Source organism: Micromonospora sp. WMMD967 (genome assembly GCF_029626165.1).
GTDB classification, from domain to species: domain Bacteria; phylum Actinomycetota; class Actinomycetes; order Mycobacteriales; family Micromonosporaceae; genus Micromonospora; species Micromonospora taraxaci.
The window spans coordinates 3158355-3176624 of record NZ_JARUBK010000001.1 but is presented as its reverse complement, the minus strand read 5'-3'; the positions used below and the strand labels follow the sequence as shown (position 1 = coordinate 3176624).

Below are 18270 nucleotides of genomic sequence, written 5' to 3'. Positions count from 1 at the left end.
GGACAGAGAATGGACCATGTCTTGGAGGCCGACCGGCTGGGCAAGCGGTACGGCCGCACCTGGGCGTTGCGGGACTGCTCGCTGCACCTGCCGGCCGGCCGGATCGCCGCGCTGGTAGGGCCCAACGGTGCGGGCAAGAGCACGCTGTTGCACCTGGCCGTCGGGCTGCTCAAGCCCGACGCGGGCACCGTACGCGTGTTCGGTCGATCCCCGTACGGCGACACGGACGGCCTCGCCGACATCGGCTTCGTCGCCCAGGACACCCCGCTCTACCGGGACTTCACCGCCGCCGAGCTGGTCGTCGCCGGGGGCAAGCTGAACAGGCGGTGGGACGCCACGTTGGCTCGCCAGCGGCTGGCGCAGCTCGGCATTCCGCCGGACAAGCCGGTCGGCAAGCTCTCCGGCGGGCAACGGGCCCAGGTGGCGCTGGCCCTGGCGCTGGCCAAGCAGCCCCGGTTGCTGCTGCTCGACGAGCCGGTCGCCAGCCTCGACCCGCTGGCCCGGCGTGAGTTCCTCCAGTCGCTGATGGGCAGCGTCGCGGATTCCGGGACCACGGTCCTGCTCTCCTCGCACCTGCTGGCCGACCTGGAGCGCGTCTGCGACTACCTGATCGTGCTGAACGCCGCCAAGGTGCAGCTCACCGGCGCGGTCGACGACCTGGTCGCCGAGCACCGCCAACTGGTCGGCCCACGGCACGACGGCGGCCCGATCGGGGGCGTCGCCGCCGTCGTCCGGGCCAGCCACACCGACCGGCAGTCGACACTGCTGGTCCGCACCGACGGCCCGGTCACCGATCCGGCCTGGACGATCCGCGAGGTGAGCCTGGAGGACGTCGTCCTGGCCTACCTCGCCGAGGGCACCGCGCAGACCAGTCACAGCGAGTGGGGGGTGGCAGCATGATCTGGTTGACCTGGCGGCAACACCGCAAGCAGGCGCTCTTCACCCTGCTGGGGCTCGCGGCGCTGGCCGCCCTGCTGGTGCCGATCGGCCTGTCGATGCGGCACACCTTCGCCGACCTCGGGCTGACGGACTGCGCACGACAGCTCGCGGACACCAATGTGGCGGCGGCGACCCGGGAAGCGTGCGATGCGGGCTTCCGCCGCTTCGGCAACCAGTACAGCAGCCTGAATCTGGTGGCCGTGCTGCTGATCACCCTGCCGGCGCTGGTCGGCCTGTTCTGGGGCGCGCCGCTGGTCGCCCGGGAGGTGGAGCAGGGCACGCACCGGTTCGTCTGGACCCAGGGCGTCGGCCGGATCCGCTGGGCCCTGGTGAAGTTCGGCCTGGTGGGCGGGGGCGTGCTGGTTCTCGCGGCGATCTACGGGCTGGGCATGTCCTGGTGGGTCGACCCGCTGACCCAGGTCGCCGACGAGGGCCGGCTCGGCATGATCGTCTTCGACCTGCAGGGCATCGTCCCGATCGGCTACACGCTCTTCGCCGTAGCGCTGGGCGTCTTCGCCGGCACCATCTGGAAGCGGATGCTGCCCGCCATGGGCATCACCCTCGCCGGGTTCATCGGTGCCCGGGCGGCGGTGGAGATCCTGGCCCGACCGCACTACCAGGCCGCCCGCACCAAGACCTTCCCGATCGAGGCGGAAGGGCCACCGGAGATAGACCGGGGAGACTGGATCCTCACCCAGGGCGTTCGGAACCCCGACGGCACGATGATCGCTGAGGGCACGCAGATCCAGTGCCCCCCGGGCGGGAAAGGGCCGAACGGTCGGGTTTGCGGCGCCGAGCTGGGCCTCGAACCGGGCGCGTACAACTGGCAGCTGTACCAGCCGGCGGACCGGTTCTGGCTGTTCCAGGGCATCGAGACGGGCATCTTCGTCGCCCTCGCCCTGCTGCTGCTCTATTTGGCCGTGCGCCGGGTCCGCCGGATCGCGTAGGCGGCGACCTCGGATCGGGTGGACGACGACGGGTGCTCGTCGGGGCGCGGGGGCCTCGGCGATCACCCGTCAGCGCAGGCCCTCCGGGGTCAGCGACAGCCAGGACGCCAGGTCGCGCAGCTCGTCGTGCACGGCGCGGCTCACCTGCGGGATAAAGGGCACGTCCTCGTGCACGGCGTGCACGGTGAACGTGCCGCGCCGGCGATCAGCAGTGGCGTCCACCTTTCCGACCAGCCGGTCGCCGTGCAGGATCGGCAACGCGAAGTAGCCCCACCGGCGGTTGGCCTTGGGCTTGTACATCTCCAGCACGTACTCGTACTCGAAGAGCTCTTCGAGGCGGACCCGGTCGTGCACCAACCTGTCGAACGGCGACAACAACGCCGTACGCCCGGTGAACGGCTGCCCGAGCGCGGCCGGGTCCACCCGCCAGACCCCCGGGACCCCCTCGACCTCCGCCGGCTCGCCGGCGTCGCCGACCTCCGCCGGCTCGCCCGGAAGGACAGGTGTCTTCGCCCGGGCTATGCCCAAGGCGCGTAGCCGGCGCTCGTTACGGACCCGAAGCGCCTGCTCTAATGCCACGACGGGGGTGCCGGCCGGATAGACCCGCTCGGCGACGTCCCACAGCCGTTGCCGGCCCTGACGAGCGGAGATCGCGACCTCGCCGCGGGCGACCAGGAACTCCAGCATCTGGGTGACGTTGCGGTTGTTGGTCCAGCCCGACGACGGCCAGGGCACCACGCAGGTGTCCGGGATGTCGCGGGACAGCAGTGGCCCGGAGCGACCGAGCAGGTCGAGCACGTCACGCCGGAACGAGTCGTTCACGCGCAGCCACTCGCGCGCCCGCTCGTGGGCGGGCCAGGCGGCCATCGCCGCGAGGTAGAGCCCCAGGTCGTCCATCGGTCGCAGCATGGCCTGGTGCTCGAAGAGCGTCCGGTCCCGTTCGAGGGCCTGACGCAGGTGGGCGGGCTGGTACGACGAGCCGAGCCGGCTCCAGCAGACCAGGTCGGCGCTCGGCGCGACGGCAGCCGTCGGGTCGATCTGCAGCAGCGTCAGGTGCCGCACCACAGTGAGCAGGTCGGTCGGGCGCGGGTCGGCCAACAACTGGGCCCGCACGGCTATCCGTCGTGCCTGCGCGCGATCGAGCTGGTGCACACCCACGCCCGCGAGCCTAACGCCGAGCACCGACATGCCACTGACCAGCGCAGTCGGATTCCAGCCCGTCGCCAACGCGACTGAACGCGTCCGTCCGATCACGATCGGTGCTCCGATGTGGACCGCAGGCCCACGTCCGGTGGGCCGCAGCGATGGGAGCGTACGCGTGAAGTCCAGAGTCCTCCGTCGGGTCGCCGCGTCCGCCGTGGCACTCGCCTGCGCCGTGCTGGGGGCGGTGGCACTGCCGGCCGCCCCGGCGTCCGCCAGCCCGATCCGTAACGCGACCCCTTGGTCGGTGCTGTTGTGCAAGTTCAGCGACAAGCCGGCGGAGCCACAGCCGCCGTCGCACTTCGCCAACTTCCTCACGGCTACCGGCATCGGCACCGGCGGGGTGGCGGACTACCTGGCCGACCAGTCCGGTGGTCGGGTGTCGTTGGCCGGCTCGGTGGTGCGGGGCTGGTACCCGATGCCGTACACCCTGGCGCAGTTCCAGTCGATCGACAGGTGGACCCGGACCCAGCGCTGCGTGGACACCGCGGCCGCCGCCGGCTACGCGGTGCCGGCCGGCAACCGGATCGCGGTCATGCTCAACGACTGGGTGGACTCGGGTGCGGCCGGCGGTCGGGTGCTGCTCGACCCGGGCGCCTGGAACGTCGGCTTCGCCGCGCACGAGATGCTGCACGGCTACAACCTGGGCCACTCGTTCTCCAACGACACCACCTACCAGAACGCGTCGTGGTCCCAGCCGGGCGAGTACGACGACCCGTGGGACGAGATGAGCGCGATGCACATCTACGCCTTCGGGACGGCGAACTACGGCACCAGCGCGGTCGGGCTCAACGGACCCAACCGTGACGAGTTGGGCTGGCTGCCGAAGAACCGGATCTTCACCATGGGTGCCGACGGGGTCGGCTCCCGCAGCCTCACCCTGGCACCGCTGGAGGTGCCCGCCGCGAGCGGCCCGCAGCTGATCCGGATCCCGTTCGACCCGGCCGACCTGTTCCACTACTACACCGTCGAGTTCCGCCGGAAGACCGGTTGGAGCGCCGGCATCCCGGCCGACACGGTGCTGCTGCACGAGGTCCGCAACGGCACGCCCACCCTGCTGCGCACCGGCCCCGGCGGCGGTCCGGCCCAGTCACTCAACGCCAACGGCGTGCAGGTCGGCGTGAACTGGCTCTCCGGCAACGCCGCCTCGGTGACGGTGACCACCGACGTGGTCAACCGCTGCCTCCAGGGGTACGTCTGGCGCGAGGCCCGCGCGGGCGACCTGGTCTGCGTCACCGGAGCCACCCGCAGCCAGGTGTGGGCGGACAACGCCGCCGCGGCGAGCCGCTGGGTGAACGGCCCGTACGGCCCGCACACCTGCGTCGCCGGGTACGTGTGGCGCGAAGCGTACGCCGGGGACGACGTCTGTGTCACCGGAGCGCAGCGCACCCAGGCCGCCTCCGACAACGCCGCCGCCGCGTCCCGTCGCAACCCGGCCCGGCTGGTGTCCGGCCCCAACACCTGCGTCAGCGGGTACGTGTGGCGCGACGCCGACCAGTCCGACTACGTCTGCGTGACCGGCACGACCCGATCCCAGGTGCTCGCCGACAACGCGGTCGCCGCGAGCCGCTGGGTCAGCGGCCCGTACGGCCCGCACACCTGCGTCGCCGGCTACGTGTGGCGCGAGGCGTTCATCGGGGACGACGTCTGTGTCACCGGAGCGCAGCGCACCCAGGCCGCTTCCGACAACGCCGCCGGCCCCGGCCGGGTGCTGCGTCCCGGCGGCTGACCGAGCGCGCCCCCGGTGGCGGCGGCCACCGGGGGCGCATCCGTCTGCGGTTCAGCCGTTCAGCCGCCGGTACCGGGCGACCGAGAGCGGCAGGAACACGACGACCAGTGCGATCGGCCAGACCACGGCCAACCACAGGTAGTGCTCTGCCGCCCAGGAGTCACCACCCCAGCCCGGATTGCCGAACAGCTCGCGGGTGGCCCCGACGGTCGCCGACAACGGGTTCCACGCGGCGACCGCGCCGAGCCAGGCCGGCATGGTCGCCGGTGCGACGAACGCGTTGGAGAGGAAGCCGAGGGGGAACTCCAGGGTCTGCACGGCGACGACTGCCGTCTGTCCGCGCGTGACCAGGCCGAGGTAGATGCCGACCCAGACCAGGGCGAACCGCAACAGCAGGATCAACCCCACCGCGCCCAGTGTGGCACCGGGCCCGCCGTGCGCCCGCCAGCCGACAGCGAGGCCCGTGACCAGCAGCACCGCGAGGGTGAACAGGGCGAACAGCAGGTCGGTCACCGCTCGGGCGACCAGCGGGGCGAGTGGTGCGACCGGCATCGAGCGAAGCCGGTCGGTCACTCCACGCTCCAGGTCCTCGGCGACGGCGATCGTGGTGAGGCTGATGCCGAACACCATGGTCATCACGAACATGCCGGGCATCAGGAACTCCCGGTAGCTGCCTCCGCCGGGCACCTCCATCGCCCCGCCGAACAGGTAGGCGAAGATCAGGACGATCAGGATGTTGAAGCCGAGTGAGGCGACCAGGGGCCCGGGGTCACGTCGCCACCGGGCCAGGCCCCGCCAGACGAGGGTGCCGCTGTCGGCCAGCGGAGCGGGCCGGCCCGGGGTCAGGTCGACCGTCGAGGGCGGGGCCGTGGCGCTCACGCGACCACTTCCGCGGTGGCCCGGTGGCCGGTGACGTGCAGGAACACGTCGTCCAGGGTGGGACGTCGGAGGGCCACGTCGGCCACCGTGACCTGGGCGGCGTCGAGCGCCCGCAGCACCTCGACGAGCGCACCCGCTCGGTGCCCGACGCCGACGCTCACCGCCCGCCGCTCCACGTCGACGGTTGGTTCGTCGTCGACGACCCGACGCATCTGCGCGGCGGCGACGGCGAGGTCGGCGGTCTCCCCCACGACCAGCTCGATCCGGTCGCCGCCGAGCCGTGCCTTCAGCTCGTCCGGCGTGCCTTCGGCGATGACGCGACCGGCCTCGACCACCGAGATCCGGTCGGCGAGTTGGTCGGCCTCGTCCAGCTGCTGGGTGGTGAGCAGGACTGTCGTGCCCGCGCGGACCAGCTCCCGGATCGAGTCCCACACCTCGTTGCGACCGCGCGGGTCCAGCCCGGTGGTGGGTTCGTCGAGGAACAGCACGGCCGGGGCCAGGACCATGCCGGCAGCCAGGTCCAGCCGGCGACGCATGCCCCCGGAGTACGCGCGGACCGGTCGCTCACCGACGTCGGCGAGACCGAACCGCTCCAGCAACTCGGCCGCCCGCTCCTGGGCCCGGCGGCGTCCCAGGTGGAACAGCCGGCCGAAGAGCATCAGGTTCTGCCGCCCACTGAGCGCCTCGTCGAGCGCGGGGTGCTGCCCCACCAGGCCGATCCGATAGCGCACCTCTTCGGGTTGGCGGGTCACGTCGAACCCGGCGACCTCGGCACGGCCCCCGTCCGGCCGCAGCAGGGTGGACAGGATCCGCACCGACGTGGTCTTGCCGGCTCCGTTGGGGCCGAGCAGACCACACACCGTGCCGGTGTCCACCCGGAGGTCGAAGCCGTCGAGGGCGAACCTGTCCCGATACCGCTTGCGCAGCCCCTCTGCGGCTATCGCCGCACCGTTCGTCGTCACGCCTGTCCCCTTCCCGTAGCCCGACACCCGGCCCTACCGTACGACATACGGTAGGCCGTACGGGAGTCGTGGATCGACTAGCGTCGTGGGCATGACGATCTCGTTGGACGGCCGACGGTTCGCCGCGCTGACGGATGTGGTGGCCGGCGAGGTGAGCGCCGAGACGGTCTTCACGTACCACGAGCGAGCCGGTGAGGTGTGGGCCGAGTACGCGGGCGGCTCCATCCGACGGGGCTACCTCGTCGGCACCCGGGAGGGCGACCGGTTGGAGTTCCGCTACGTCCAACTGAACGCCGAGGGGCAGACGTCCTCCGGGCGCTGCGTGACCGAGGTGGGCGCATCGGCCGATGGCAGGCTGGAGCTGCGCGAGAGGTGGACCTGGGAGTCCCGGCCGGGCAGCGGCACCAGCGTGGTGCGGGAGCTCCCCTAGATCGGGTCGACGGGATCCGTCTGGCCGGCGACCCCGACGTTGAGCGGGTCGGCCAGCAACTTGTCGAACGCCAACTCGGCGGCGCCGATCAGGACGGCGTCGCGGCCGAGTGCCGCCGCACGCAACCGCAGGTACTCGCGGGAAGCGGGCAGTGGCATCGTGTCCAGCCGCTCACGGACCACGTCCGCACCGGCGGTGAAGATGTCGCGAAGCGACCCACCGAACACCACAGCGTCGGGGTTGACCACGTTGACCAGGTTGGCCACACCGAAGCCGAGCCAGTCGGCGACCTGCGCGACCGCCGCGCCGGCGGTCCGGTCGCCGTCCGCCGCCGCGCGCAGCACCTCGGCCACCGCCGCCCGGTCGCTCGGGTCCCGGCCGGCGTGCCGCAGTAAGGCGGCTTCGGAGATCTCGGTCTCCCAGCAGCCACGGGACCCGCAGCCACAGGGCAGACCGTTCGGGTTGACGACCATGTGGCCGACCTTGCCGCTGTGACCCCGGTGGCCGATCACCAGCCGACCACCGACGATGATGCCGGCGCTGATGCCGAGGTCGCCGTGCAGGTAGATGACGTCGTCGATGCCCGTCGCCACGCCCCGGACCTGCTCGGCCAGGGCGGCGATGTCGGCCAGGTCGCCGGTCACGAAACCCGGGCCGGCGCTGAACTCCGCCTCCAGGGCGACACCGAGCGTCTCGTCGACGCCGGCGATCCGGATCCTGCCGTCCGGCTCGCGGGTGGTGTCGGTGACCGCGACCGCCCCACCGACCAGCAGCGCGTCGGGGGCCACGGATCGTTCCATGTCACGGACCAGGTCGGCGAGCGGCCGGACGGCGTCGATCGCCGACGCGCCGCTCAGTCGCGGGATCTCCCGCAGGTCCAGGATCTGCCCACCGAGGCCGACCCGAGCGGCGCGTAACCGGTCCGCGTCGATGCTCAGGGCGTGCGCGTACACCCGGTCGGAGCGGGGACTGACCACCAGCGACGGCCGCCCGGCGCGGCGCACGCTCGCCGGTGCCCCCTCGGTGACCAGTCCGCTGGCCACCAGGTCGGCGGCGAGGGCGCCGATGGTGCTGCGGTTGAGGCCGAGCTGGCTGGTCAGTTCGGCCCGGGACGTCGGGCCGTGCAGGTGGACGTAGCGCAGGACGGCGCCGAGGTTCTGCCGCCGGATCTCCTCCTGGCTCGCGCCAGGGACCGCCGGAAGCGGTAATTCGGTGGTACGACCGACGCCGGTTGGCCTGGACCGGACTGGTGCCGCCACGGTCAGACCTCCTTCCGGGTCGAAGCCGATGGGCGCGGGGGTGCGGAGACGACGATGGGTCCCGGTAGTGGAGACCCGGGACCCATCGGCATTGCTACCTACCGTGCGGTGATTACTTGGTGAGCGGCGCGAGCTTCGGGTCGTTGGCGTACGCCTCAGCCGCGTTCGCCTTGGTGACGGCGACCGGCGGGAGCAGGTACGTGTCGACGACCTTGCTGCCGTTGTTGTAGGACTTGGTGTCGTTCACCTGCGGGGCGTTACCGGCCTGGAGAGCCTTGACCATGTTGATGGTCTCCTTCACCAGGTTGCGGGTGTCCTTGTTGATCGTCATGTACTGCTCGCCCTTGACGATCGACTTGACCGACTCGACCTCGGAGTCCTGACCGGTGACCACCGGGGTCGGCTTGCCAGCGCCCTTGACCGAGGTCAGGATCGCGCGGGCCAGGGTGTCGTTCGGGGAGAGGACGCCGTCCAGCTCCTTGTTGCCGTAGGTCGAGGTCAGCAGCTGGTCCATGCGGGCCTGCGCACCCTCGGCCTTCCAGCCCTGGATGGCGGTCTGCTTGACGTCCTTCTGGCCCGAGGCGACGACGACGTTGCCCTTGTCGATCTCCGGCTTGAGCACGTCCATCGCACCGTTGAAGAAGACGCCGGCGTTGTTGTCGTCCGGCGAGCCGGAGAACAGCTCGATGTTGTACGGGCCGTTCGGCTTCTTGGCCTTCATGCCGTCCAGCAGGGCCTGGCCCTGGAGCTGGCCGACCTTGAAGTTGTCGAACGCGACGTAGTAGTCGAGGTCCGGCGTGTTGGTGATGAGGCGGTCGTACGCGATCACCTTGGCACCGGCGGCGTGCGCCGCGGCGACCTGGGTCGACAGCTGCGCGGCGTCGGTCGCGCCGATGACGATGACCTTGGCGCCCTTGGTGGTCATGGCGGTGATCTGGGCCTGCTGGTCGGCGACCGTGGTCGACGCGCCGGCGTACTGCACGTCAGCCTGGAAACCGGCCTCCTTCAGGCCGTTGGTGAACAGGTCACCGGCGAGGACCCAGTTCTCCGAGGTCTTGGCCGGGAGGGCCACGCCGATCAGCGAGTTCGCCGCGAAGCCCTTGGCGGCCTCGCCGCCGGAGTTGCTGTCGCCGTCGCGGCCGGAGCCGCAGCCCGCGAGGGCCAGCATGGCGGCGGCGCTGACCGCGACCACCGACGTGCCAAAGAATTTACGCATGGTGAGGACTTGCCTTTCTGGATGTGAGACGGGTGGAGAGGTCGGTGGCCGTCAGCCGGACACCGCTGCCTTGGCGGGCTCGCGCTCCGCGTCCGGCGGTGAGGCGGGTGGGGCGGAGTCCTCGCGGCGGAACGGCCGCATCAGGCTCCCGATGATGGAGAAGCGCCCCTGGCTCTTGTTGTAGACGTCGATCGCGACGGCGAGCAGCAGGACCAGGCCCTTGATGATCTGAACCCGGTCGGTGCCGACTCCCATCAGCTGGAGGCCGTTGTTGAGCACGGCCATGACGAGACCACCGACGATCGAGCCGCTGATGGTGCCGATACCACCGGAGACGGCCGCGCCACCGATGAACACGGCGGCGATGGCGTCCAACTCCCAGCCGTTGCCGTCCTGCGGGCCCGAGGCCGCCGAACGGGCCACGAAGATCATGCCGGCCAGCGCGGCCAGGACGGACATGTTCATCATGACGAAGAAGTTGACCCGCTTGAGCTTCACGCCGGACAGCTCGGCCGCCCGGGAGTTGCCGCCCACCGCGTAGATGTGCCGGCCACCGGCCGTGTTGCGGGTGTAGAAGGAGTACGCGATCACGAGGAGCACCAGGATGATGCCGGAGATCGGGAAGCTGGTGCCGACGCGACCACTGGCGAAGCGCAGCGCCGCGAAGGCGATCACCCCGACCATGACGGCCATCCGCAGGATCGAGATCCACATGGGTGCCGGGTCGGCGTCCATCGCCCGACGGGTGTTGCGAGCCTGGAGCTCCCGCCACACCACGGCTACCGCCGCGGCCAGGCCGAGCAGCAGCGTCGCGTTGTTGTAGCCGGTGTTCGGGCCGAACTCGGGCAGGAAGCCGGAGCCGATCTCGCGGAAGCCCTCCGGCACCGGGATCGTGTTGGCGTTACCGATGAACTGGTTGCCACCACGGAACAGCAGCATGCCGGCCAGGGTCACGATGAACGCCGGCACCCCGATGTACGCCACCCAGAAGCCCTGCCAGGCGCCGATGATCGCGCCGATCGCCAGGCCGAACAGGATGGCGACGGGCCAGGGCAGATCCCACTCGGCCATCGACTTGGCCACCAGGATGCCCGCGAAGGCGGCGACCGAGCCGACCGAGAGGTCGATGTGCCCGGCCACGATCACCATGAGCATGCCGATGGCCAGGATCAGGATGTACGAGTTCTGCTGGAACAGTGCGATCAGGTTGTCCGATCGCAGCGTCAGGCCGTCCGTCAGGATCTGGAACAGGACGACGATCGCCACGAGGGTGAAGATCATCCCGAACTGACGGGCGTTGGAGGTCGTGCCTCCGAACAGGTTCTTCTGAAGGTCCTTCAAACGGCTGCTCATCGGGTGGCCAACTTCTTCGTCGAGGTCATCTGCTTCATGAGGGTCTCCGGGTTCGCGTCCGCCCGGGCGATCTCGCCCGTGATGGCGCCCTCGAACACGGTGTAGATGCGGTCGCAGAGCCCGATCAGCTCAGGCAGCTCCGAGGAGATGACGACGACGCCCTTCCCCTGGTCGGCGAGCCGCTGGATGATGCCGTAGATCTCGTACTTCGCACCCACGTCGATGCCGCGGGTCGGCTCGTCGAGGATCAGCAGGTCCGGGTCGGTGAACATCCACTTGGCCAGGACGACCTTCTGCTGGTTGCCGCCGGAGAGCTTCGAGACACCCTCGTCGACAGTGGGGGCCTTGGTCCGCAGCTCCTTGCGGTACGACTCGGCCGCCTGGTACTCCTCGACCTCGTTCAGCACGCCGTGGTGCGAGATCTTGGACAGCTTCGCGGCAACCGTCGACGTCTTGATGTCGTCGAGCAGGTTGAGGCCGATCGCCTTGCGGTCCTCGCTGACGTACGCGAGCCCGTTGTCGATGGCGTCCGCCACCGACTTCAGGACGATCTCCTTCCCGTCCTTGATGATCGTGCCCGACTCGTACACCCCGTAGGAGCGGCCGAAGACACTCATCGCGAGTTCGGTGCGGCCCGCGCCCATCAGACCGGCGAAGCCGACGATCTCACCGCGGCGCACCGTGAAGCTCTCGTTCTTGCAGACCTGGCGCTCGGCGGAGATCGGGTGCCGGACGTTCCAGTTGCGGACCTCGAAGAACACGTCGCCGATCTTCGGGGTGTGGTCCGGGAACCGGCTGCTCAGCTCGCGACCGACCATGCCCCGCACGATCCGGTCCTCGTCGACCCCGTCCGCCTTGACGTCGAGGGTCTCCACGGTCCGGCCGTCGCGCAGGATGGTGATCTGGTCGGCGATCGCCTCGATCTCGTTCAGCTTGTGCGAGATCATGATCGAGGTGATGCCGCGGGAGCGGAACCCGCGCAGCAGGTCCAGCAGGTGCCGGGAGTCGGCCTCGTTCAGCGCCGCGGTCGGCTCGTCCAGGATGAGCAGCTTGACGTCCTTGGCGAACGCCTTGGCGATCTCCACGAGCTGCTGCTTGCCGACGCCGATGTCCTTGACCAGGGTGTCCGGGTCTTCTTCCAGACCGACCCGGGCCATCAGGTCCAGCGCCATCCGGTTCGCGGCCTTCCAGTCGATCGCGCCCCGCTTGCGCGGTTCGTTGCCGAGGAAGATGTTCTCGGCGATCGACATGCCCGGGATGAGCGCGAGCTCCTGGTGAATGATCACGATGCCGGCGTTCTCGCTGGCCCGGATGTCGGAGAACTTGCTCTCCGACCCCTGGTACACGATCTTGCCGTCGTAGCTGCCGTGTGGGTAGACCCCGCTGAGCACCTTCATCAGCGTGGACTTGCCCGCACCGTTCTCGCCGCAGATGGCATGGATCTCGCCGGCGCGAACCACCAGGTTGACGTCGGAGAGGGCCTTGACTCCGGGGAACTCCTTGGTGATGGAGCGCATCTCAAGGAGGATCGGCACGTCGCTCATAGCTCGTACCACCTCGCCAACGTCATCGGTTGCCTCCGGAAGGTTGAACCTTCACTTGGTTTTGTTGTTGACGGCAACGTATTGCGGCCGGAGGGTCATCCGCAAGGCGAGGGCCTGTTGAAAATGTAACAATCCGGCAATATAGACGTAGCGCAGTATTCGCCCGTCACAGCCGCATCCGCAGCCCCTCCCGGCACCTTCGCGCGCCGGTGGCAACGTTGTCAAATGATAGCCACGCCCCACCCGGGGCCGGCGACCCCTTGACAGAGGCCGCCACCAGGCATGATCCACAGCAACCTGACGACCGTCGGCGTGTCCGCGCGCTCGACACCATCGAATGATCTTGATCGGCCGGCGACGCCGACAGCGCCTCCGAGACGCACCCGGACCCGGCGACAGGTGGTGTGACCCACGCCTCTCCCGCGGAGCCGGATCGACGACTGTCGTCTCGATGCGCCCGTCACCAGGAGAGGGATCCGCGACCTAACGCACCTTAAGGTCGATTCGGGGCCGATCCGCACGGTCAGTCCGGGCGCAGCACCGCCTTGATCACGCCGTCCTCCCGGCGGTCGAAACGGCGGTAGAGGTCCGGCGCGTCGGCCAGGGTGCCGTGGTGGGTCACGACGACACTCGGCCGGGCACGACCGGCGACGACCAGGTCGCGCAGCAGCACCGTGTAGCGGCGGTCGTGGGTGCGGCCGAACCGGACCGCGACTCCCTTGCTGAACAGCGTCCCCCACGGCACGACGAGGTCTTCGTGGCCGTCCGCGCCGGGGGCGGGATGGAGGTCCTCGTCCGGGTAGACGCCGGCCACAGCTATCGCGCCGACCGGGTTGACCAGCCGAGCCGCGTCGGCGACGACCTGGTCCGGGCGCTCCCGCCCGGGGTGCTCCCGGTCGCGAGCCTGGAAACCGACCGCGTCGATCACCTTGTCCACTCCGCCCAGCTTCTCCTCGCCGAGCGGCAACCCGGCCCGGGCCCGGTCGGCGCGGATCTGCTCGACCGGGTCACCCCGGCGGAAGTCGATCGGCACGGCGCCGATCTCGCCGGCCTTGTCGAGCCGGGCGTCGACGCCGTCGACGCAGTAGACGACGCGGGCGCCTCTCAGCAACGCCGAGTAGGCGCCCAACAGGCCGATGGTCCCCGCACCGAACACGGCCACCGTGTCCCCGGCCTCGACCCCGGCCAGGGTGGCGGCGGCGTGCCACCCGGTGACGAACGCGTCGGCGAGCAGTACGAAGTCGTCCTCGTACTCGTCCCCCGGCTCGCCGGGCACCGGCACGCAGTTCGCATCGGCCCACGGCACGCGCAACAGGTCGGCCTGGGCACCCCGGTACGGGCCCATCCCGGCGTAGCCGTACGCCGCGCCCGGCGCCTCGGCCCGGGCTCGTAGGCAGGCCGCCGAGAACCCGCGCGCACACATCACGCACGTCCCGCAGAACAGATGCGTGGGGATCACCACCCGGCTGCCCGGCCGGACGGTCTGCACCGCGCTGCCCACCTCCTGCACCACTCCCAGCGGCTCGTGACCGAGCACCAGCCCGGGGTCGGCGCCGGTCCGTCCGTCGTACATGTGCAGGTCGGTGCCGCAGAGAGCGGTGGAGGTGATCCGCACGAGCACGTCGGTGTCCGCCTCCAGCGTCGCGTCGGGCACCTCTCGCACAGCGACGGTTCGCACGTCGGCGTAGACGACGGCTCTCATCCGGGCCCTCCTGTTCGGCGACGGCGGGTCTTCCCCCCGCCGGGCCGTTCATGCCACCGGGCCGGCCGACCGCGATCGGGGCGGTGCTATCTTAGGGCTCCTAAGTTCAGTCCTAGCCAGCCAAAGGATCGCCATGCCGCGACAGGGTCTGACCAGCGAGCGCGTCTCCGCCGCCGCGGCCGACCTGGCGGACGCGGTCGGCCTGGCACGACTGACCGTCGCGGCCGTCGCTCGTCACTTCGGGGTCTCCGACGCCGCGCTGTACGTCCACGTCCGCAGTCGTGACGCGTTGATCGAACAGGTCGCGGTGCGGGCCGCTGCCGGGTTCGCCGACCGACTCGCGATCGCCGTGGCTGGCCGTGCGGGCCGCCACGCGCTCGACGCGTTCGCCGACGCCTGGCGCGGCTTCGCCCTCGCCCACCCGGGGCAGTACGCGGCGACCCAACTCCCGTTGCCGCCCGAGATCGGCACGGCGTCCGCCGGGCACCTGCGCCTGATCGAGCTGAGTTACGCGATGCTGCGCGGCTACGGGCTGGACGAGCCCGCGCTGACCGACGCGATCCGATTCGTCCGCAGCACCCTCCACGGGTTCACGAGTCTCGAGACCGTCGACGGGTTCGGGCACCCGCGCGCCGTCGACGCGTCCTGGCACTCGATCCTCGACGCGGTGCACACCACACTGACCAACTGGCCGACCACACCTCGGGAGCAGATGTGACCAGCGACGACCAGACGATCAAGTCCGCCGACGGGACCCGTCTGGTGGTCCGGCGTGTCGGGGCCGGGGATCCCGTCGTACTCGTGCACGGCTCGGGTGGCGGGCTGCACTCGTGGGCCGCCGTCGCGGACGACCTCGCCCGGGACCACGCGGTGTGGATGCCGGCCCGGCGCGGCTACGGCCCCAGCGACGTGCCGCCGGGCCCCAAGTCCTTCCAGCACGAGACGGCCGACCTGCTGGCCGTCATCGAGGCGGCACGCCGCCCCTCAGGCAAGCCGGTTCATCTCGTCGGAGCGTCCTACGGAGCAACCCTGGCACTGCACACCGCCTCGGCCGACTCACACGACCTCCGCTCGCTGGCCGCCTTCGAGCCTCCGCTCTACGCCGCCGGAGCAGGGATCGCACCGCTGCTCGACAGGTACCGTTCCGCCTTCGAACGCGACGACACCACGGCGATGGCAGCGGCGTTGAACGACGTGACACGGGTTCCGGCCGAGATCGTCGCCGCCCTCGCCGCCTCGGCCGGCGACCGGACGCCCGACCCGGTCGAGGCCCGATGCTCGGCGATCGGCTGGCTGCACGACCTCGAAGCCCTCGCCGCGGACGGCACGGACATCGCACGGTGGTCCTCGATCAGCGTGCCGACGCTCCTGCTGGCGGGCGCCGACACGTGGGAGCCGATGCCCACCACCGTCAACGCTCTGGCGGCGGCGATGCCGACGGCGCGTCACGTCGTCTGGCCCGGCCAGTCGCACTTCGCGACCATGACGGCACCCCACCTCTTCGCCGACGCGCTGCGGCAGTTCTTCGCGGAGGTCTCGGGATAGCCCGGGCGCGACGCTCAGCGGGCCAACCGGTCGCGCAGTATCGGGACGCCGTCACCGGACAACTCGGCGAGGACGATGGACCGACCAGTCAGCGCGAGCATCACCGCCTCTGCCGCGCCCCGGACCACTCGCCCCTCCCCTGATGCCCAGCCCAGGTCGGTCGCCTCGAACCGCAGGCCGTCGGTGTGACCTCTGCGCACGAAGGAACCGATCGCGCGACGGTGCACCAGGAAGTCCAGCGACGTCCGGAGCCGATCGGGACGCAGGTCGTGCGGCAGGCCCAGCGGGCGGCGGATGTCCTGTCCGTGCACCTGGAGGTCGGTGAGCTGGCCGAGGAAGCCGACCCGCGGTGCCCGGAACGGCGTCTCGGCCTTCTCGCGCAGCAGCGCCGAGATCTCATCGGCCGGTCGGCGGGCGACCATCTCGGCCAGCCGGGCGTTGGCGTGGTGCAGATTGAAGCGGCTCCTTAGCAGGAGCGGCAGGACCCAGCGGCGGCGAGCGGCGAAGGGGGCGACGAGATGAGCGGCCACCTGTCGGACGGTCCATGCGCCGCACAGACTCGGGACGCCCAGTTGCTCGGGCGTCAGCGTATCGATCAGGTCGGCGGCCCGTCGCCGCTCGTCGCTGATCATGACCATGAGGTCGGTGGGTGTGGGACCTGGCGGGCCGGCGGACGGTGTGGTCATCGGAGTCCTCCCCGTTAGGACAGTGAACTCGGTCAGTATGCCGACCGCGTCCGTCCGAGACTGCCCCTCGCGGCTGGCTCACGAACCGGGAGCGCCCTCGCCGACGAGGCCTGCCCTCGCCGGTGCGGAGGCTGGGCCGCACCGGCGAGGGGCCGGGTCTACTCGGATGCCTGCTGCTGCCGGAACTGGTCGACCGGCAGGCCGCCGCGACCCCAGTTCTCGGTGGCGACCTCGTCGATCACCACGAAGGTCGACGTCAACGGCTTGTTCAGGACGTCGCGCAGCACCTCGCTCACGCCCTTGATCACTGCGGCCTTCTCCTCGGCGGTCGCCGCGGACGTACCGGGTGTGCTGCCCTCGCGGGTGATCTGGATGGTGACGATCGGCATCGTCTGCTCCTCTCCGGGATCGGGTCAGGTCAGTGGCCGGCGTTCTGGCCACCGTCGACGTGCAGGATCTCGCCGGTGACGAACGGGGCGGACTCGAGGTAGACGACGGCCTCGACCACGTCACTGGTCTCGCCCATCCGGCCCACCGGGTGCAGGCCGGCGAGCGTCTCGTGCGTCTCGACCGGGTGCATCGGGGTCTTGATGACGCCGGGCGCCACGGCGTTGACCCGCACACCGCGACCCGCGTACTCGATGGCCAGGGACTTGGTGGCCGAGCTGAGGCCGCCCTTGGTCAGCGACGCGAGCACCGACGGAACGTTCGAGTTGGGCTGGTCGACGAAGCTGGTCGTGATGCTGACGATGTGACCGGCGCCACTGGCCAGCAGGTGTGGCATGACGCGCCGGGTGAGGTGGAAGAACCCGGCGAGGTTGATCCCGGTCACCTGGTCGAAATCCTCGTCGGTGTAGTCGGTGAACGGCTTGGCGACGAAGACACCGGCGTTGTTCACCAGGGTGTCGATGCGCCCGAAACGGTCGAGGGCGGCGTCCACCACCCGCTGGGCCGTGTCGGCGTCGGCGATGTCGCCCCGGACCGTGACGACCTGCGGGTCGTCGGACGCGCCGATCGAGCGCGAGGTGGCTACCACGCCGTAGCCGAGCTTGCGGTAGGCGTCCACGAGGCCGGCGCCGATGCCCTGGGACGCGCCGGTGACCACGACGACCTTCTGTACCTGGCTGGTGTTCATGGGAACCCTTCCTGACTGGCCGAAGCCCCTGAGGGCCGGACCTGGAGGCCCGACCGGATGACCACTAGACGACTGGTCTACTAAAAGCTAGCCGACCGGTCGTGTATCGTCAAAGCATGGGACGGACCAGTGACGCGCGGAACAAGATCCTCGACGCTGCCGCCACGCTGATCGAGCAGCGCGGCTACTCGGCCCTGGGCGTGGCCGAGATCTGTGCGACGGCCGGCGTGCCGAAGGGCAGCTTCTACTACTTCTTCGAATCCAAGCAGGCCCTCGCCCGCGCCGTCATCGACGAGCACTGGGTCGCTCAGCGTCGCCAGTGGGAGCAACTGCTCGGCGCCGAGCACGACCCGCTACGGCGGCTGCGGGACCTGTTCGTGGCGACCGAGGAGATCCAGCGCGTCGGCCAACAGAACTCCGGGGTCGTCGCCGGCTGCCTGTTCGGCAACCTCGCCCTCGAACTCAGCAACCAGGCCGAGGATATCCGCGGTCGGCTCCAGGAGATCTTCGAGGAGCAGATCACCCTCATCGAGCAGGTCGTCGTCGAGGCGAAGGAACGCGGCCTGGCCGGCCCGTCGGTCGACGTTCGGGAGGCCGCCCGCTCCATCGTGGCCCAGATCGAGGGACGGGTCCTGCTCGCGAAGCTGCTGAACGACCCGAGCCAGCTGGAAACGCTGTGGCGCAACTGCCTGGATCTCCTCCAGGTGCCGGCGGAGGCACGGACCACGATCGACTGAGTGGACG

18 protein-coding genes are annotated in these 18270 nt (G+C 70.3%); 7 read left to right on the top strand and 11 right to left on the bottom strand.

Annotated elements, in window-relative coordinates:
* Nucleotides 1-9: 9 nt before the first annotated feature.
* The gene (locus O7631_RS14860; protein WP_278144752.1) at nucleotides 10-900 is read left to right on the top strand and encodes an ABC transporter ATP-binding protein; all 891 of its coding nucleotides are present in this window, start codon (nucleotides 10-12) and stop codon (nucleotides 898-900) included.
* A complete protein-coding gene (locus O7631_RS14855; RefSeq protein WP_278144751.1) occupies nucleotides 897-1886 on the top strand; it encodes a transporter in 990 nt (329 codons plus the stop codon). The genes O7631_RS14860 and O7631_RS14855 overlap by 4 nt, the downstream gene beginning before the upstream one ends.
* Before the next feature lie 69 nt (nucleotides 1887-1955).
* Here O7631_RS14855 and O7631_RS14850 read toward each other — a convergent pair whose 3' ends face one another.
* On the bottom strand, nucleotides 1956-3044 hold the full coding sequence (locus O7631_RS14850; RefSeq protein ID WP_278144750.1) for a crosslink repair DNA glycosylase YcaQ family protein: 1089 nt from the start codon (nucleotides 3042-3044) through the stop codon (nucleotides 1956-1958).
* Nucleotides 3045-3204: 160 nt separating this feature from the next.
* Here O7631_RS14850 and O7631_RS14845 point away from each other — a divergent pair, with 160 nt between their 5' ends.
* Nucleotides 3205-4815, top strand: coding sequence for a hypothetical protein (locus O7631_RS14845; protein WP_278144749.1), 1611 nt, complete (start codon nucleotides 3205-3207; stop codon nucleotides 4813-4815).
* A gap of 51 nt (nucleotides 4816-4866) precedes the next feature.
* Here O7631_RS14845 and O7631_RS14840 read toward each other — a convergent pair whose 3' ends face one another.
* Together O7631_RS14840 and O7631_RS14835 are read right to left on the bottom strand one after the other, a co-directional pair.
* On the bottom strand, nucleotides 4867-5694 hold the full coding sequence (locus O7631_RS14840; RefSeq protein WP_278144748.1) for an ABC transporter permease: 828 nt from the start codon (nucleotides 5692-5694) through the stop codon (nucleotides 4867-4869).
* Nucleotides 5691-6656 carry an ATP-binding cassette domain-containing protein gene (locus O7631_RS14835; protein WP_278144747.1) on the bottom strand — a complete coding sequence of 322 codons (966 nt, stop codon included), beginning with the start codon at nucleotides 6654-6656 and terminating at the stop codon, nucleotides 5691-5693. Before O7631_RS14835 ends, O7631_RS14840 begins: the two co-directional genes overlap by 4 nt.
* Nucleotides 6657-6747: 91 nt before the next feature.
* Between O7631_RS14835 and O7631_RS14830 the strand changes: the two genes are divergently transcribed.
* On the top strand, nucleotides 6748-7086 hold the full coding sequence (locus tag O7631_RS14830) for a hypothetical protein (protein ID WP_278144746.1): 339 nt from the start codon (nucleotides 6748-6750) through the stop codon (nucleotides 7084-7086).
* Here O7631_RS14830 and O7631_RS14825 read toward each other — a convergent pair.
* The 5 genes from O7631_RS14825 to O7631_RS14805 form a co-directional block, all read right to left on the bottom strand.
* The gene (locus tag O7631_RS14825) at nucleotides 7083-8345 is read right to left on the bottom strand and encodes an ROK family transcriptional regulator (RefSeq protein WP_278144745.1); all 1263 of its coding nucleotides are present in this window, start codon (nucleotides 8343-8345) and stop codon (nucleotides 7083-7085) included. The two genes, O7631_RS14830 and O7631_RS14825, sit on opposite strands and share 4 nt — an antisense overlap.
* A 112-nt stretch (nucleotides 8346-8457) precedes the next feature.
* Nucleotides 8458-9561: a sugar-binding protein gene (locus tag O7631_RS14820; protein ID WP_278144744.1), complete on the bottom strand. Its 1104-nt coding sequence runs from the start codon at nucleotides 9559-9561 to the stop codon at nucleotides 8458-8460.
* A gap of 51 nt (nucleotides 9562-9612) precedes the next feature.
* A complete protein-coding gene (mmsB, locus tag O7631_RS14815; RefSeq protein WP_278144743.1) occupies nucleotides 9613-10914 on the bottom strand; it encodes a multiple monosaccharide ABC transporter permease in 1302 nt (433 codons plus the stop codon).
* Nucleotides 10911-12458, bottom strand: a complete 1548-nt coding sequence (mmsA, locus tag O7631_RS14810; RefSeq protein ID WP_278144742.1) for a multiple monosaccharide ABC transporter ATP-binding protein — start codon at nucleotides 12456-12458, stop codon at nucleotides 10911-10913. Before mmsA ends, mmsB begins: the two co-directional genes overlap by 4 nt.
* Before the next feature lie 523 nt (nucleotides 12459-12981).
* A complete protein-coding gene (locus O7631_RS14805) occupies nucleotides 12982-14160 on the bottom strand; it encodes a glutathione-independent formaldehyde dehydrogenase (RefSeq protein WP_278144741.1) in 1179 nt (392 codons plus the stop codon).
* Nucleotides 14161-14293: 133 nt separating this feature from the next.
* On the opposite strand from O7631_RS14805, the gene O7631_RS14800 reads away from it, so the two are divergent.
* Both O7631_RS14800 and O7631_RS14795 read left to right on the top strand, forming a co-directional pair.
* Nucleotides 14294-14878, top strand: a complete 585-nt coding sequence (locus tag O7631_RS14800) for a TetR/AcrR family transcriptional regulator (RefSeq protein WP_278144740.1) — start codon at nucleotides 14294-14296, stop codon at nucleotides 14876-14878.
* A complete protein-coding gene (locus O7631_RS14795; protein WP_278144739.1) occupies nucleotides 14875-15705 on the top strand; it encodes an alpha/beta fold hydrolase in 831 nt (276 codons plus the stop codon). The genes O7631_RS14800 and O7631_RS14795 overlap by 4 nt, the downstream gene beginning before the upstream one ends.
* A gap of 14 nt (nucleotides 15706-15719) precedes the next feature.
* Here O7631_RS14795 and O7631_RS14790 read toward each other — a convergent pair whose 3' ends face one another.
* The 3 genes from O7631_RS14790 to O7631_RS14780 all read right to left on the bottom strand — a co-directional run bounded on the left by O7631_RS14790 (nucleotide 15720) and on the right by O7631_RS14780 (nucleotide 17526).
* On the bottom strand, nucleotides 15720-16391 hold the full coding sequence (locus tag O7631_RS14790; RefSeq protein ID WP_278144738.1) for a maleylpyruvate isomerase family mycothiol-dependent enzyme: 672 nt from the start codon (nucleotides 16389-16391) through the stop codon (nucleotides 15720-15722).
* A 158-nt stretch (nucleotides 16392-16549) separates the two neighbouring features.
* Nucleotides 16550-16780 (bottom strand): 4-oxalocrotonate tautomerase family protein, encoded by a 231-nt coding sequence (locus O7631_RS14785; protein ID WP_088990601.1) that lies wholly within the window; start codon nucleotides 16778-16780, stop codon nucleotides 16550-16552.
* A gap of 29 nt (nucleotides 16781-16809) precedes the next feature.
* Nucleotides 16810-17526, bottom strand: coding sequence for an SDR family oxidoreductase (locus O7631_RS14780; RefSeq protein ID WP_269680179.1), 717 nt, complete (start codon nucleotides 17524-17526; stop codon nucleotides 16810-16812).
* Nucleotides 17527-17642: 116 nt separating this feature from the next.
* Between O7631_RS14780 and O7631_RS14775 the strand changes: the two genes are divergently transcribed.
* Nucleotides 17643-18263, top strand: a complete 621-nt coding sequence (locus O7631_RS14775; protein WP_278144737.1) for a TetR/AcrR family transcriptional regulator — start codon at nucleotides 17643-17645, stop codon at nucleotides 18261-18263.
* Nucleotides 18264-18270 lie beyond the last annotated feature (7 nt).

Coding starts and splice junctions, on each gene's coding strand:
- O7631_RS14800 (WP_278144740.1), top strand. CDS start 14,294: ATGCCGCGACAGGGTCTGACCAGCGAGCGCGTCTCCGCCGCCGCGGCC.
- O7631_RS14860 (WP_278144752.1), top strand. CDS start 10: ATGGACCATGTCTTGGAGGCCGACCGGCTGGGCAAGCGGTACGGCCGC.
- mmsB (WP_278144743.1), bottom strand. CDS start 10,914: ATGAGCAGCCGTTTGAAGGACCTTCAGAAGAACCTGTTCGGAGGCACG.
- mmsA (WP_278144742.1), bottom strand. CDS start 12,458: ATGAGCGACGTGCCGATCCTCCTTGAGATGCGCTCCATCACCAAGGAG.
- O7631_RS14830 (WP_278144746.1), top strand. CDS start 6,748: ATGACGATCTCGTTGGACGGCCGACGGTTCGCCGCGCTGACGGATGTG.
- O7631_RS14820 (WP_278144744.1), bottom strand. CDS start 9,561: ATGCGTAAATTCTTTGGCACGTCGGTGGTCGCGGTCAGCGCCGCCGCC.
- O7631_RS14805 (WP_278144741.1), bottom strand. CDS start 14,160: ATGAGAGCCGTCGTCTACGCCGACGTGCGAACCGTCGCTGTGCGAGAG.
- O7631_RS14780 (WP_269680179.1), bottom strand. CDS start 17,526: ATGAACACCAGCCAGGTACAGAAGGTCGTCGTGGTCACCGGCGCGTCC.
- O7631_RS14855 (WP_278144751.1), top strand. CDS start 897: ATGATCTGGTTGACCTGGCGGCAACACCGCAAGCAGGCGCTCTTCACC.
- O7631_RS14775 (WP_278144737.1), top strand. CDS start 17,643: ATGGGACGGACCAGTGACGCGCGGAACAAGATCCTCGACGCTGCCGCC.
- O7631_RS14785 (WP_088990601.1), bottom strand. CDS start 16,780: ATGCCGATCGTCACCATCCAGATCACCCGCGAGGGCAGCACACCCGGT.
- O7631_RS14790 (WP_278144738.1), bottom strand. CDS start 16,391: ATGACCACACCGTCCGCCGGCCCGCCAGGTCCCACACCCACCGACCTC.